The sequence below is a fragment of the Bacillus aerius genome, assembly GCF_029894105.1.
Taxonomy (GTDB): Bacteria; Bacillota; Bacilli; order Bacillales; family Bacillaceae; genus Bacillus; species Bacillus altitudinis.
Map to the genome: position 1 here is coordinate 819,650 of NZ_JARYHO010000001.1, position 13,355 is coordinate 833,004.

The following is a 13,355-nucleotide window of genomic DNA, read 5'->3' on the forward strand; positions in this document are numbered from 1 at the left end:
ATCAGCATCAGAAATGTATGATAAAATGTGGAAAAGAAGCATGGAGAAAGGGAGTGCGAGCGAGTGAAAGCAGTTGGATTATTTGAGTATTTGCCAATTGAGCATGAACAAAGCTTGATCGATCAGGAGGTGGCAAAGCCCAAAGCAGCTGGCAGGGATATTTTGGTGAAGGTAGAGGCTGTGTCGGTGAATCCAGTGGATACAAAGGTGAGGTCACCGAAGAATCAGAAGGAAGAAGAACTGAAAATTCTTGGCTACGATGCAAGCGGTACGGTGGTGGAAGTAGGCGAAGCGTGTACGTTGTTTCAGCCGGGTGACCACGTCTATTACGCAGGAGATATCACGCGACAAGGCTCAAATAGTGAATACCAGCTTGTGGATGAGAGAATTGTGGCGAAAAAGCCTGCAAATCTCTCTTTTGCCGAAGCAGCTGCCATGCCTCTTACAACAATTACGGCATATGAAGCGCTATTTGACCGAATGCATATGAAGCGGAATGCAGAAGGCTCGACCTTGCTGATCATCGGTGGTGCAGGCGGAGTGGGCTCCATCGCCATTCAACTCGCCAAATTAGCAAAGGCGACTGTAATCGCCACTGCATCAAGACCTGAAACAAATGAATGGTGTCTCTCATTAGGGGCTGATCATATCATTGACCATCACCAGCCGCTCTTAGCGCAGCTTCAGGAAAAAGGGATTGGCGAAGTGGATTACATTTTATGCTTAAATGATACAGATGGCCATTTCAAAGGGATGGCAGAAGCGATTAAACCTCAAGGGACGATCTGTACCATTGTTGAAAATCAGCACCATTTAGACATTCAATTACTCAAAAATAAAAGTGCTGCATTTGTATGGGAATTCATGTTCACACGGCCGATGTACAAAACCTCGGATATGATGAAGCAGCACGAGCTTTTAAAAGAAGCGAGTACATTATTTGAAGAGAAGAAGTTAAAACACACATTAACAAAGGTGCTCAGCCCCATCAATGCCGCCAATTTGAAGCAGGCACATCAAACACTTGAGCAAGGGAAGATGATAGGTAAATTTGTTCTAGAAGGATTTTAAGGAGGGGCAGCAGATGACATCATTACAATATCCGATTGGCTTATATGAACCGGTGGACCAACAAACGAAAAAGCAGCTGGAGGCATGGATTGATGAGCTGGCACTCATTCCTCAAAAGTATGAAGAGGCAGTTGTCCCATTGACAAATGATCAGCTGGATACCCCATATCGGCCAGGAGGATGGACCGTTCGTCAGCTCATTCACCACGTAGCGGACAGCCATCTGAACGCCTACTTGCGATTTAAACTTGCGCTGACAGAAGAAACACCGCACATACGTCCATATGATCAGGAGGCATTTGCTTCACTTCCTGACAGCAAGGCGCCTATCAGTCTATCACTGCCGTTAATCAGCAGTCTGCATCGCAGGTGGGTCACATTACTTCGCGAGATGACAGAGGAAGATTTCAACGCTGCATATTACCATCCAGCCGATCAACAAACGGTGTCCTTATATGATGCAACAGGAATGTACGTCTGGCATTCACAGCATCATCTCGCCCATATCACGGAATTAATCAAAAGAAATCAGTGGAAGTAAAGGAGTCAACACATGTCTAGTAGAAGAATTGTCGGCGCTATGTTTATCTGCACGGCGGCATTGTTTTATATAGCAAAATTCGTTTTGTTTGAGATTCGTTATGGTGGAAATGTAGGCGGAGAAAGAACGATCGAGGAACTGGAAGATATACTCCCAGGCGGTACGTGGATCAGCATCATTTTTCTCATTATCGGTTTAGGTTATCTCCTGTGGGATGACCGGGAAGTCATTCGTCAATATCTTTTCACCCCAGATAAACAAGGAAAAGAAGAATTAAAAAAGACGGACCTCAAGTGACCGTCTTTTTTTCTTTTTTATCCACGTTCGGGACGAAGTGCTTTTTCTAAAATAGCTAGACCTTCATTGACTTTTTCTTTTTCTTCGTCATTGAGCCGTTGCAGGGAATTTTTAATTTTTTCATGCCCTTTTTGATAAATACTTCTGAAAATATTTTTCGCTTCCTCTGTCAATTCTACGACAATGATTCGACGGTCACGCTCAGAATGCTTTCGTTCCACAAAGTTCGATTGTTCTAACCGATCAAGCAGCCCTGTCATATTGGACAAAGAAGCCCCCATTTTTTCAGCAATTTCGGACACCTTAAGAGAGCCATGGTTATTGAGCAGCATGAGCACCTTCATTTGAGGCATACTCATATCCAGCTTCATCCATTCAGAAACATCTCCAAGTCCTGCAGCAGTGAGTACTTTCATATACAGCACCCATGTCTTTTTTTCCTCAGGAGATAGGATTTCCTCTTTTAGTACGGTGGTGTCATGAATATTATATTCCACGCTTGTTCACTTCCTTTAAGCGGCTCTTTTCTTTATATTACTGATTTTTACTTCTAATTGAAAGTATCATGAAGCTTTTGAATGTTAAACTGCATGAATTAAGTGGTATTTGTTGTATAATAATGGTCAGTTGAAATTAATGAAGCAACTTAGAAAGTTGGGAAAAACATGTGGAACAAAAAAACGGGTATGACGATCTTAAAAATGCTCTTTCCGATCGTGATCATCCTTGTCTTAATTTTTGTCGCCAAGCAGGAGCTGAGCGGCCTTTCCATTAAAAAGACGTTTTATATTATTGACAGCTTGAATCGAATGGACTTGTTTATTCTTGTCTTTCTTGGACTTGTCGCTGTTTTATCCATGTCCTTATATGATTTTATTTTAAGAAAAAGCCTTAATATGCCTATCAGCGGCTGGAAAACGATCCGAATTTCTTGGATCGCCAACTCCTTTAATAGTGTGCTTGGTTTCGGTGGTTTATCAGGAGCAGGGCTTAGAACGCTTCTATACAAGGAATACATAACAGATACGAAAAAACTGCTGAAAGGCATTGCCCTTTTAACATCCTCTGTTCTGCTGGGCTTATCTATTTTCAGTGATTTGATTTTAGTTAGGGTCCTGCCAGTTGAAAGTATTATTAGTCAGGAGCCGTGGTTATGGGCATTTGTCATTATTTTTGCTTGTATTGTGCCCATTTACATCATCATGGCGTCCATTCGAAAAAGCTCGATTGAGAGCGGTGAAAACGGACTGAAGCACCCGATCTATGCTTATATTGGTGCATCGTTTTTAGAGTGGCTGGCAGCTGGTCTTGTCATGTACATGGCTGTTGTCTCTATGGGGATGAACGTTGATGTCCGTATTGTATTAGGCGTCTTTGCGATTGCGTCAATCGGCGGTTTAATCAGTATGGTTCCGGGCGGATTTGGTTCGTTTGATCTGATCTTTTTACTCAGTATGCAATACATTGGGTTTGATAAAGAGATGGTACTGACAGCGCTTGTATTGTACCGCTTCGTTTACTCCATTTTCCCGTTTATTCTTGGACTTTGTCTAGCGGCATACGATTTAACTGGAACAACACTCAGGCGTCTTGAGGGCAATCCGAGAATGGCGCCTGCTATTGAAACAACAAACGTCTTAATTGTTTTGCACCGAGCTCTGCTCATCCGTTTATTGTACGGATCTTTGTCCATTTTAACGTTTGGAAGCGGTTTGCTCATTATGGCTTCCGTTGTGCTTCCTGTTGATCGTTTAGGTGTGATCACCACCATTCCACGCTTTTTGTTATCAGGATTTAATGGTCTTTCTTTAATGTTCGGGATCATTTTAATGATTTTGTCCATTGAAGTGTATAAAAGAACGAAACGGTCTTATCTATTGACAATGATTGCCCTAGCAGGCGGCTTTGTGTTTACTTTACTAAAAGGGTTTAACCTGAGTTTGATCTTTATATTGCCGGTCATCATGGTGGTATTTTTCTCGCTTCGAAATCAATTTGTGAAGCAGCAGGCCCCTTATTCTTTGAATCAGTTTGTGGCCGCCGCCGCCGGATATTTACTCGTGTTGTTTAACTATAATGTCATTGGGAACTTCATTTGGATGAAAATTGGTCATTTCCTAAGCAAGGACTATTTGGTTCATAATGAACGACATATCACGATGACCAGTATGATTGCTTTAATTGGCGTCCCTCTTTTCTTTTTCATTAGCAAATTGATTTTTAATAAAAAAGCAGTTCCAATCGGCGAAGAAGCCGATGAAGAAAAATTAAAAACTTTTCTCGAAGAAAAGGGAGGAAATGCTCTTAGTCATCTAGGTTTTTTGGGAGACAAAAAACTGTTTTTCTCAAGTGATGGGGAGGCGATGCTTCAGTTTGGCCGGATTGGCCGTTGCGTAATTGTGCTTGGAGATCCTTCTGGGCGTAGAGCCTCTTATCCGCTTGTACTGGAAGAATTTTTGGAGCAGACAGAAAAAGCAGGCTATCGTGTCGCTTTTTATCAAGTAGAACGTGAAGGAATGGCGCTTTATCATGACCTAGGTTTTCACTTCTTTAAGCTTGGGGAAGAAGCCATGGTCGATTTAGAAACGTTCTCTTTGTCAGGAAAGAAAAAATCAAACTTACGGGCTGTCGCAAATAAATTTGAACGAGAAGGCTATACGTTTGAAATGCTGGAGCCGCCCTTTTCAGAGGAATTGATTTCAACCTTAAAACAAATCTCTGACAGCTGGCTGGGCAAGAAAAAAGAAAAAGGATTTTCATTAGGCTATTTCCATGAAGACTACCTTCAAAAAGCACCGATTGCGATTTTAAAAGATGAACAAGGACAGATCATATCTTTTGTGTCCTTAATGCCGATGTATCAAAAAGGAGAGATATCCATCGACCTCATGCGTCATATGCATGATGCACCGAACGGGATGATGGATGCACTCTTTATCCACCTTTTTCAATGGGCGAAAGAAAAAGGCTACACATCCTTTAACATGGGAATGGCGCCATTATCGAATGTTGGCACGTTCCACCAGTCCTTTTTGACAGAACGTTTGGCGAGTGTCATCTTCAATAACGTCAGATATATGTATAGTTTCAGCGGCTTACGGTCGTTTAAACAGAAATATAAACCAGAATGGCGCGGAAAATATTTAGCGTATAAAAAGAATACATCACTGCCTGTCACAATGGTGCTCGTCACTAAGCTGATAGGAATGGACCCAAATCGAAAACGGCGTCCATAAGTTCAAAGAACCTTTACCTTTCACTAGGTGAAGGTTTTTTTAGACAAAAGAATAGCAAAAGTGGTAAAGTTGAAGGGTAAGGGGGATGTTCACATGACACTAAATGAATGGTTTACAAAGGGATTAGCTGAACGTACATATGTACACAACATGGAGAAAAACCGTGAAAACTTACTCACGGTGTACAACCAGTACGCAATTCATCAAAAGGAAAAAGAGCTGCTTCAAAAACTTCAAAAGAAAAAGCTCAGAGCGCTTGTGATCACGGCAGATTGGTGCGGTGATGCGATGGTCAATGTACCTATTTTCATGCGTATTGCAAATGAAGCACTGATTGATGCGCGCTATTTCATTCGGGACGAGCACCTAGACCTGATGGATCAGTATTTAACGAACGGGACCGCAAGATCGATTCCGATTATCGTCATCATTGATCAGGACGGGAAAGAAGTGGGGAAATGGGGACCTCGCTCAGCAGAAGCTCAGCGCTTTGTCGACGAGAAAAAGCCGGATAAAGATGCACCCGATTTTGAGGAAGCATTTAAAGTGTTTGCGAAAGAAGCCGCACATCACTATACGACAGATCGTTACTTATGGAAAGATATTGAGAAAGAAATAGTAGAAGTTTTGGCAAAAATATAAACCAAAAGACTACTTCGCCGCAATGGGAAGTAGTCTTTTTTTATCTTGTTTTTGCGTTTTACCTACAAAGCACCGCATAAAGATGTAGAAAAACCGCAGAATTCTATCAAATACCGCAGAAAACCGCAAAGCATCACGATTTTCCCAACCACTTTTAGTTGAAAAACCTCATATATGACATGAAATCAGCTATTTTGCCCTTATCTAAAGGCTCATATAACGCACGTCGGATGGCTTTTTCCCAATACAAGAGGCCCAGCAACTATAGTAATCTAGTTGTAATCTCCTTTGAACGAACTAAAAAAAATAAATGAAGGAAAAGGGCTGGCGATCAATTTATGAAAAAAATCATCTATCTCGATCAAGAAAAAAAGAAGCTCGCTGAATCAAAGAAAAGAGAACAGCGTTCCATCAAATCACTCAGACTGCTTGTGTTTTATGACGGACAAAGTCCTTCATGTGCAAAAGCAATTGACCTGTTGAAATCACTCGATTGGAAAAACCGAATTCACTTTGAATCATTTAGAAACTCACAGCTGCTGAGACTGAATAAAATTAGTGAAGAGAAGGCAGAGAAACGAATCGTGTCTATTTCTTTAGCGAAAAATCAAAAAAACTCAGGGATTTATACGTGGCTGAGAATGGCTTGTCACATCCCTGCATTATGGGGAACGGTCCCATTCATTGTACTCAGCATTTGGCTTGGCTTTGGGCAGCATGCTTACGATTATTTTGCGAGAAAACGGTACATTCATTCTGTCGAACAAGTCACCCGTCCCGATACAGATCAACAAAAGACCATCTAATCATAGAAAAAGCATGACCTTCGATCGGCAGAAGGTCATGCTTTTTTGTAATACGGGATATATGATGCTAAGTGATCAAGCAGCTTCGTTGTGTAAGACATATATGCACGCTTATCAAGCTCAGAAGCCGCATAGGAAAGCAAGGTTCTAAGAGCAAACAAGTACTCATTGTGGAGCTGATTGTGTTCAAAGTAAGGAATCGCTGCTTCTACTAAATAAGTTTTCATATCATGAGGATTCTCTTCAATCATCAATTTATAGATTTTAATCATATATAAACAGTTTGGTTGAATACGAGGCTGTTTGAGCAGCTCGTGTATATATGGAAGCGCCTTTTTGCGATCATATTCCGCATACAATGTCGCGATTTCATAAAGCGTTTCACAGTAACGATCTTCTATCTGTTCTTGATTAAAATAATTGAGTGAATCTAGTAAATAAGGCACAGCGGATGAGAAATCGCCTTGGCGTTTTAAGAGAACCCCGTAATAAAAATAAGCTGTCATCTTAATATAAGCATCAGGGTGAAGCGATGTGTGTAAAATCACTTCTTTTAAATATCTTTTAGCTGTTTGAAAGGCCTTTAATTCCAGTGAGATGACCCCATGAATGAGTGTACAATGAATGACCCGCTTGAAATTATTTTTTTGTCTATACAAATCCATTGCTTGATGTGTGGCCTCAAGCGCATCACCGAGATGCCCCATGGCTCCAAGTGCTTTTGCATAGTGATAATACAGGTCGCTCTGTTCAACAGAAGCGTAAGAAAAGCAGCTTTCAAGTCTTTTCAATCCTTCTTCGAGTTGACCGATTTTAATCTGGTGGATGCCATCTAGATATTCAAACGTTTCTTTTTCTGTGTCAATAAAGGTTTTTTCAAACTTCTTAAGCACGCGGTGCGTTTTTAAGGCAAGCTGCTGTTTTTCTGTTAATAAATAAAATTGAAATAAGGACAAATGATACTGAATCCCTAAATCTAGCGAAAAGAACTGTTCCTCGTGATGAATGATCATTTCTGCATTTTGCTCTGCTTGATCGAGCGCATAGAAATACATGTTCATCTGAAACTCATCGAGCAATGACAACAGATGACGCGCCTTTTGCGACAGCGTTTCTTGACTAATTCCAAGCCGTTCAAGCAAAAGATTGATCGTATCTTGATTGGCCTCTTTTGAGCCATTTTCAATTTTACTTAAATGAGAGACAGAACAAATTCCTTCTGCCAACTCCGATTGGGTCATATTTTGTTTATAACGATAGAGCTTGATGATTTGCCCAATATTGATTTTCATTCCATTCAGAAGCCTCCCTTCCAATCATGGGTTGAAAGCTTTTTGAAAAAATAGCCGCATTTGACAAAGTGGAAATACCTGAAACCATTTCATCATCTTGGCTTTTTTCTCAAAATTTGTTTAAAACGTAATATGATTGTAACATTACTTGAAAAAGTCAAACAACTTTTTAGCAGAGAGGTGAGGTCTTATTTGCAAACAACACATGATCATGTTTATAATGTGAATGAGAATCAATTTCAATTAAGGTTGATTGAAAGGATGACATATATGCCAGAAACAAAACAACAAACAGAAGCGTTAACGGTTCGAGACGCTGTCAGATATAGACGATCGATTCGAAAATTCAAAGAAACGCCGGTGAGCATTGAGCAGCTTCAGCCATTATTAGAGGACGCAGTCTATGCACCCAATCATAAAATCACGGAACCTTGGCGTTTTTTATATGCAGTGACGGATGAAGCAAAAGAGGTATTTGTTGAGCGGTTTATTGCTTTCTTTAAACGCAACAATCCAGACGCAAAAGAAGAAAAGATCAATCAGTACAGAGATTATTTTTCTAAAGTACCAGCACTTTTACTTGTTGTTCTAAAAGAAGACGAAAATCCAGTTGTGAGAAATGATGATTTTGCCGCTGTGAGTGCGCTCATTCAAAACTTCCAGCTGCTGGCTTGGGATCAAGGAATCGGTATGGTATGGAAGAGCGGCCGTATCTTATACGACAAAGGGTTTCAACAGGATATGGGATTAAAGGAAAACGAACGCTTTGCCGCGATTCTTCACATCGGTTATCCAGAAGAGGTGCCTGAGGAAAAGTCACGTCAGAAGGCATCAAGCCTGCTAACTGAAATCAAATAAAAACAGACCTTTTGATTGGGTCTGTTTTTTTTACTTATTGTTTTTTGGCACGCTGATCGGCTGCTTTCATACGTGCCATCGCTTTTACGTCATTCGGATCTGCAAGTTCTTTGGAAAATTCAACATATTCGCCATCCGTCTCTTGTGCCGCAAGCTGGTGGTTGGATTTTTTGTGTTGGTCTTTTTTCAAAGCTTTTCCCTCCTTTACAAGATCACTTTAGTTATGTGCTTGTAAAAGAGGAATATCCGTTTTATTTGTTTCTTTTTTCTGCTGCTCTTTCCGCTTTTTTGAATTCCTGCTGATACAGAACTTCCTGGGTTTTCTTCAGTTTTGAAGTCGGCTGGTGTTCTTTTTTCTTCATCAAAATCGCCCCCTCATCTCATTTTTAATAGGATGGGTGTTTTTGACAAAATTTATTCCTCTGAATGCAAAATCGCTTCTTTTAGCTCAGGGTGTAAAAATTCATAAGAAGACAGCAGTGCCTTTTTCGGCAGAGCACGTTGGCCTTCTAATACAAGCAATGACATGTCGCCAAGTGCGGTTTTGATGACAAAGGACGGCACCTTCAGCCAGTGAGGGCGATGAAGGGTAGATGCAATAGTTTGCCCCAGCTGCTTCATTTGAACAGGATTTGGAGATGTGACATTGAGTGGACCTGATATGTGTTCATGCTCAATGGCATACGCAATGAGATGTGCTACATCCTCCACGTGAACCCAAGATACCCATTGCGAGCCAGAGCCAATCGTTCCACCGGCAAACAGCTTGTATGGCAAGGTCATAAGAGGAAGTGTGCCTTTTTCTCCTAGCACTACCCCAAAGCGTGTATAAACCGTGCGAATACCGAGCGCCTCAATTTTTTGCCCTTCAGCTTCCCAAAGTTTAGATGTATGACTTAAAAAGTCTGTATCGGCTGGAGGGGCCTCCTCCGTAAAGTCTTCTGTCTTGGAAGTGCCGTAGATACCGACAGCACTTGCTTGAATGAGCACAGATGGTTTCGATTCCTGCGCTTCTATAATGCGTCTCACTTCTTGTGTGGATTGAATACGGCTGGAGAGAATGCCTTTTTTTGCTTTGTCCGTCCAGCGTGTGAAAATGGATTTTCCAGCAAGGTTAATCCATACATCAATCGCAGGCAATTCATGTTCAGGTTTAGCACCATCTGTCAGCCACTGCACGTAATGTAAATGATTTTGTTCGGATTCCTTTGGATTTCTTGTTAAAATATATAGATGATGTCCTTCAGCTGCGAGCACCTTTGTGACATGCTGGCCGATAAACCCGGTTCCTCCGGTAATGGCGATATTCAATTGACATCTTCTCCTCTCATATACATACCTATATCTTTCACGATTTTGAATCAGAAGAAACATCCTGACTGTTTGAAAAAAGGAGTGATCACAGGATGCCCTATATTACGAAAATCTCTGCTCAGAAAAACAATACAGAACGCGTGAACATCTTTCTTGATGAAAAGTACGCTTTTAGCGTTGATCTAGATGTGCTCGTCCAGCATGATTTGAAAAAGGGAAAAGAGCTGGACGAAGCCGATATCATAGAGATTCAATTCGGTGATGCAGTAAAAAAAGGATTTCAGCAGGCCGTCGATTATTTATCGTATCGGATGAGATCAGTGAAAGAAGTCACCGATTATTTGACGAAAAAAGACATACCAGCACCTGCTATTAGTGAAATTATACACAAATTAAAACATTATAAGTATGTAAATGATCTTGAATTTGCAGAAGCGTATGTAAGCACCCACCGAAAAACGAATAGCAAAGGCCCGTCAGTGCTAAAAAAAGAGTTAAAGCTGAAAGGCATAGACGATGACACCATCGAACAAGCACTATCGCAATATCCGAATGATTTGCAGCTAGAGGAAGCAGTGAAACAAGTGCTAAAGCTGGTTAAGAAAGAGAAAAACCGGTCCGCAAAAGAAATTGAACAGCGTATCAAATTGCAGCTTCAGCGAAAAGGATTTTCATTTGATATCATTGATAAAGCCCTTCAAGAAGCCTATGATGGACAAGAAGAGGAAAAGGAAGAAGAAGCCCTTCACTATATGCTTGAGAAGGCAAAACGCAAGGTAGGTTATGACGGATCATTTGAGAAAAAAATGAAAGTGAAGCAATTCCTTTACCGAAAAGGATTTGATCTTGATACAATTGATCACGTTTTAGACAAAGGGGAATGACAGATGGAAAAACGCTATAGTGAAATGACAGAATACGAATTAAAGCAGGAGATTGCCGCTCTTTCTGAAAAAGCAAGAAAAGCTGAGCAGCTAGGCATTGTGAATGAATATGCCGTGTTGGAGCGGAAAATTGACATGGCGAAAGCCTATTTATTAGATCCAGCTGCTATTCAGACCAAAACGACTTATCACATCAAAGATACAGACGAGCAGTTTTATGTGGAGTATTTAAACGGGGTTTTTGCTTGGGGCTACAGAGTATCAGCGCCAAATAAAGAAGATGCTCTGCCGATTTCAATGCTTACGCAAAAGGACTGATCCCTAGAGATCAGTCCTTTTCTTTACTTCGAACGTTGTTTACGGACGTTGTTCTGAAGTACGATGTCGTGCTGCGTTTGCTGCGTTTCTCCGTTGACCTGAGAGGCAGAATGTTTAGCATTCGCCCATGGTTGAGGGTAAGCGGTTGTTCTTAATTGAACAAAGTCTTCCATATACGATTTCCCATTTGAACTCATATCTCAAGCACTCCCTTTGGAAAAATTAGCGTTTCCCTGATGCCCTCATACGTTCCTGTGGACGTGTATTCGTCTCACCGTTCGGCCTTTTAGACGCATAAGCATCTGTGGCCCCTGGTTCGCCTTCAAACTTGTGATTGACTTGATTTGGAAAGCCCTTTGCTTTATTACGCATACTGATTCCCTCCAAACAATACAAATCATTTGCGTCTTTTGAAGACGTAAGGGTAGTATATGAAAAAAGAGATTTTTTTAAAAAGGCACTTTCTGCTAGATGAAGGAGGAACCAGTATGGAACAATATTTTGAGCGATTAACCGAACAACTAATGGAAAAAAACAATATGCTCACATATGAAGAAGCACGTACATGGGTAGAGCTCCTTTGGAGTGATTTTGAAACAACCTATGCAAAGGCTGGCCGCAAGTATAAAGGACAAGAAACGACTGAACGGATTGTCCGAGAATGGATCGAAAGCTACGGCGCTCAGCTGCATTTATTTCAAAATAAACAATCGAAGGCAAATGAGCATCTGCAACAAAACGACAAAGGGCTGCTGCATTAAAAGGGTTGCCCTTTTCACTTCCACTCATCTTTTTCAATAAACAGGAAAATATATAATTGACCAAACAATTTTATGAAACAATACCCAGTCTGTGATCAAAATTACAGGCTTTTTACAATGGATAAACTTAAAATTACATTAAATTCATGTTGGTGAAAATCACTGGAAATAAAACTCTGATATAATGTAACGATTAAGGATACATGAAATTTATGGATAATAAAAAAGGGTTTCGTTTTCTGACAAAAAAGGAATAATGAACATAACAGACTATGTGAAAAAAGTGAAGAGAAGGTGCGATATGGAACGGGAACTGCTCTCTGTTATAATTCCTTCTTACAATGAAGGTGAAAACATCAGACGAATCTTTGAGGCACTCGAGGAAGAGTTTCGCGATTTTCATTATGACTTTGAAATCATCTTTGTGAATGATGGAAGCAAAGACAATACACTTCAATACATGAGAGAGCTCTCTCACAAAAGTGCAAAAGTCAAATACATTTCCTTTTCTCGTAACTTTGGGAAAGAAGCTGCAATTTTAGCAGGTCTTGAGCATGCAAAAGGGGAAGCTGCGATCATTATGGACGCCGACTTGCAGCACCCAACGTATTTGATTCAAGATTTTGTTAGAGGCTACGAAGAAGGTTATCATCAAGTCATTGCCAAACGAAACCGTAAAGGGGACAGCAAGCTTCGTTCTTACCTATCATCGATGTATTATAAAGTGATGAACAAGGTGGTCGAAGTGGACTTGCGTGATGGTGTAGGAGATTTCCGCTTAATTTCCCGTCAAGCGATCGACGCATTGCTTCAGCTAAAAGAGGGAAATCGTTTTTCAAAAGGCCTTTTTTGCTGGATTGGCTTTGAAGAAAAGGTCATCTATTATGAAAATGTGGAAAGACAGCACGGTGATACAAAATGGTCACTGAAGAAATTATTTAACTACGGGATTGATGGTGTCATTTCCTTTAACAACCGCCCGCTGCGTATTTGTTTTTATACGGGTATTTTGATCTTATTTCTCTCTTTGATTTACATCGTGGCGACCTTTATTCAAATCGTCAGAACGGGCATCATGGTACCGGGTTATTTCACTTTAATCTCAGCTGTGCTTTTCCTCGGTGGTGTCCAGCTCTTGAGTCTAGGTGTGATCGGAGAATACATTGGCCGGATTTACTATGAAACGAAAAAGAGGCCGCATTACTTAATTCAAGAATCAAATGTCATGGAACAAGAGACAAGCTCAAAAGAACAAGACCGAGTGTTAACGCAGTTATTTAAATAACGTGGAGTCAAATAACCGGCAAGCACGAATCGCTTGCTGGGTTGTTTTGT

18 protein-coding genes are annotated in these 13,355 nt (G+C 40.8%); 11 read left to right on the forward strand and 7 right to left on the reverse strand.

What is annotated here, in order from left to right:
- Nucleotides 1–63 precede the first annotated feature (63 nt).
- The 3 genes from M2353_RS04130 to M2353_RS04140 are packed head-to-tail and all read left to right on the forward strand — an operon-like array spanning nucleotide 64 to nucleotide 1,909.
- A complete protein-coding gene (locus M2353_RS04130) occupies nucleotides 64–1,071 on the forward strand; it encodes a zinc-binding alcohol dehydrogenase family protein (RefSeq protein WP_024720279.1) in 1,008 nt (335 codons plus the stop codon).
- A gap of 13 nt (nucleotides 1,072–1,084) precedes the next feature.
- On the forward strand, nucleotides 1,085–1,612 hold the full coding sequence (locus M2353_RS04135; protein ID WP_041506578.1) for a YfiT family bacillithiol transferase: 528 nt from the start codon (nucleotides 1,085–1,087) through the stop codon (nucleotides 1,610–1,612).
- 12 nt (nucleotides 1,613–1,624) lie between these two features.
- Nucleotides 1,625–1,909 (forward strand): hypothetical protein, encoded by a 285-nt coding sequence (locus M2353_RS04140; RefSeq protein WP_041506577.1) that lies wholly within the window; start codon nucleotides 1,625–1,627, stop codon nucleotides 1,907–1,909.
- Nucleotides 1,910–1,926: 17 nt separating this feature from the next.
- On the opposite strand, the gene M2353_RS04145 is transcribed toward M2353_RS04140, so the two are convergent.
- Nucleotides 1,927–2,406 (reverse strand): MarR family transcriptional regulator, encoded by a 480-nt coding sequence (locus M2353_RS04145; RefSeq protein ID WP_008341672.1) that lies wholly within the window; start codon nucleotides 2,404–2,406, stop codon nucleotides 1,927–1,929.
- Nucleotides 2,407–2,574: 168 nt separating this feature from the next.
- On the opposite strand from M2353_RS04145, the gene mprF reads away from it, so the two are divergent.
- The 3 genes from mprF (at nucleotide 2,575) to M2353_RS04160 (ending at nucleotide 6,593) form a co-directional block, all read left to right on the forward strand.
- The gene (gene mprF / locus M2353_RS04150; protein ID WP_144680196.1) at nucleotides 2,575–5,145 is read left to right on the forward strand and encodes a bifunctional lysylphosphatidylglycerol flippase/synthetase MprF; all 2,571 of its coding nucleotides are present in this window, start codon (nucleotides 2,575–2,577) and stop codon (nucleotides 5,143–5,145) included.
- 93 nt (nucleotides 5,146–5,238) lie between these two features.
- Entirely contained in the window at nucleotides 5,239–5,787 is a 549-nt protein-coding gene (locus M2353_RS04155; RefSeq protein WP_008341670.1) for a thioredoxin family protein, read from the forward strand.
- 338 nt (nucleotides 5,788–6,125) lie between these two features.
- Nucleotides 6,126–6,593: a thiol-disulfide oxidoreductase DCC family protein gene (locus M2353_RS04160; protein ID WP_024720282.1), complete on the forward strand. Its 468-nt coding sequence runs from the start codon at nucleotides 6,126–6,128 to the stop codon at nucleotides 6,591–6,593.
- A 35-nt stretch (nucleotides 6,594–6,628) separates the two neighbouring features.
- Here M2353_RS04160 and M2353_RS04165 read toward each other — a convergent pair whose 3' ends face one another.
- Complete coding sequence (locus M2353_RS04165) at nucleotides 6,629–7,885, reverse strand: helix-turn-helix domain-containing protein (protein ID WP_284725011.1); 1,257 nt, start codon at nucleotides 7,883–7,885, stop codon at nucleotides 6,629–6,631.
- A gap of 270 nt (nucleotides 7,886–8,155) precedes the next feature.
- Between M2353_RS04165 and M2353_RS04170 the strand changes: the two genes are divergently transcribed.
- A complete protein-coding gene (locus tag M2353_RS04170; protein WP_024720283.1) occupies nucleotides 8,156–8,743 on the forward strand; it encodes a nitroreductase family protein in 588 nt (195 codons plus the stop codon).
- 34 nt (nucleotides 8,744–8,777) lie between these two features.
- On the opposite strand, the gene M2353_RS04175 is transcribed toward M2353_RS04170, so the two are convergent.
- The 3 genes from M2353_RS04175 to M2353_RS04185 form a co-directional block, all read right to left on the reverse strand.
- Nucleotides 8,778–8,933 carry a YfhD family protein gene (locus tag M2353_RS04175; protein WP_008341997.1) on the reverse strand — a complete coding sequence of 52 codons (156 nt, stop codon included), beginning with the start codon at nucleotides 8,931–8,933 and terminating at the stop codon, nucleotides 8,778–8,780.
- 61 nt (nucleotides 8,934–8,994) lie between these two features.
- Nucleotides 8,995–9,105, reverse strand: a complete 111-nt coding sequence (locus M2353_RS04180) for a YfhE family protein (RefSeq protein WP_017358836.1) — start codon at nucleotides 9,103–9,105, stop codon at nucleotides 8,995–8,997.
- A 52-nt stretch (nucleotides 9,106–9,157) separates the two neighbouring features.
- On the reverse strand, nucleotides 9,158–10,054 hold the full coding sequence (locus M2353_RS04185; RefSeq protein WP_047947011.1) for a TIGR01777 family oxidoreductase: 897 nt from the start codon (nucleotides 10,052–10,054) through the stop codon (nucleotides 9,158–9,160).
- A 95-nt stretch (nucleotides 10,055–10,149) separates the two neighbouring features.
- Between M2353_RS04185 and recX the strand changes: the two genes are divergently transcribed.
- Both recX and M2353_RS04195 read left to right on the forward strand, forming a co-directional pair.
- Complete coding sequence (gene recX / locus M2353_RS04190; RefSeq protein WP_017358838.1) at nucleotides 10,150–10,941, forward strand: recombination regulator RecX; 792 nt, start codon at nucleotides 10,150–10,152, stop codon at nucleotides 10,939–10,941.
- 3 nt (nucleotides 10,942–10,944) lie between these two features.
- Nucleotides 10,945–11,259, forward strand: a complete 315-nt coding sequence (locus tag M2353_RS04195) for a YfhH family protein (protein WP_008341991.1) — start codon at nucleotides 10,945–10,947, stop codon at nucleotides 11,257–11,259.
- 23 nt (nucleotides 11,260–11,282) lie between these two features.
- On the opposite strand, the gene M2353_RS04200 is transcribed toward M2353_RS04195, so the two are convergent.
- Both M2353_RS04200 and M2353_RS04205 read right to left on the reverse strand, forming a co-directional pair.
- Entirely contained in the window at nucleotides 11,283–11,456 is a 174-nt protein-coding gene (locus M2353_RS04200) for a YpzG family protein (protein ID WP_003217811.1), read from the reverse strand.
- 25 nt (nucleotides 11,457–11,481) lie between these two features.
- Complete coding sequence (locus M2353_RS04205) at nucleotides 11,482–11,631, reverse strand: small, acid-soluble spore protein K (RefSeq protein ID WP_003217849.1); 150 nt, start codon at nucleotides 11,629–11,631, stop codon at nucleotides 11,482–11,484.
- A gap of 116 nt (nucleotides 11,632–11,747) precedes the next feature.
- On the opposite strand from M2353_RS04205, the gene M2353_RS04210 reads away from it, so the two are divergent.
- Nucleotides 11,748–12,020: a YfhJ family protein gene (locus M2353_RS04210; protein ID WP_017366871.1), complete on the forward strand. Its 273-nt coding sequence runs from the start codon at nucleotides 11,748–11,750 to the stop codon at nucleotides 12,018–12,020.
- A gap of 301 nt (nucleotides 12,021–12,321) precedes the next feature.
- Nucleotides 12,322–13,305, forward strand: a complete 984-nt coding sequence (locus M2353_RS04215; RefSeq protein ID WP_008341983.1) for a glycosyltransferase family 2 protein — start codon at nucleotides 12,322–12,324, stop codon at nucleotides 13,303–13,305.
- The last annotated feature ends 50 nt before the right edge of the window (nucleotides 13,306–13,355 follow it).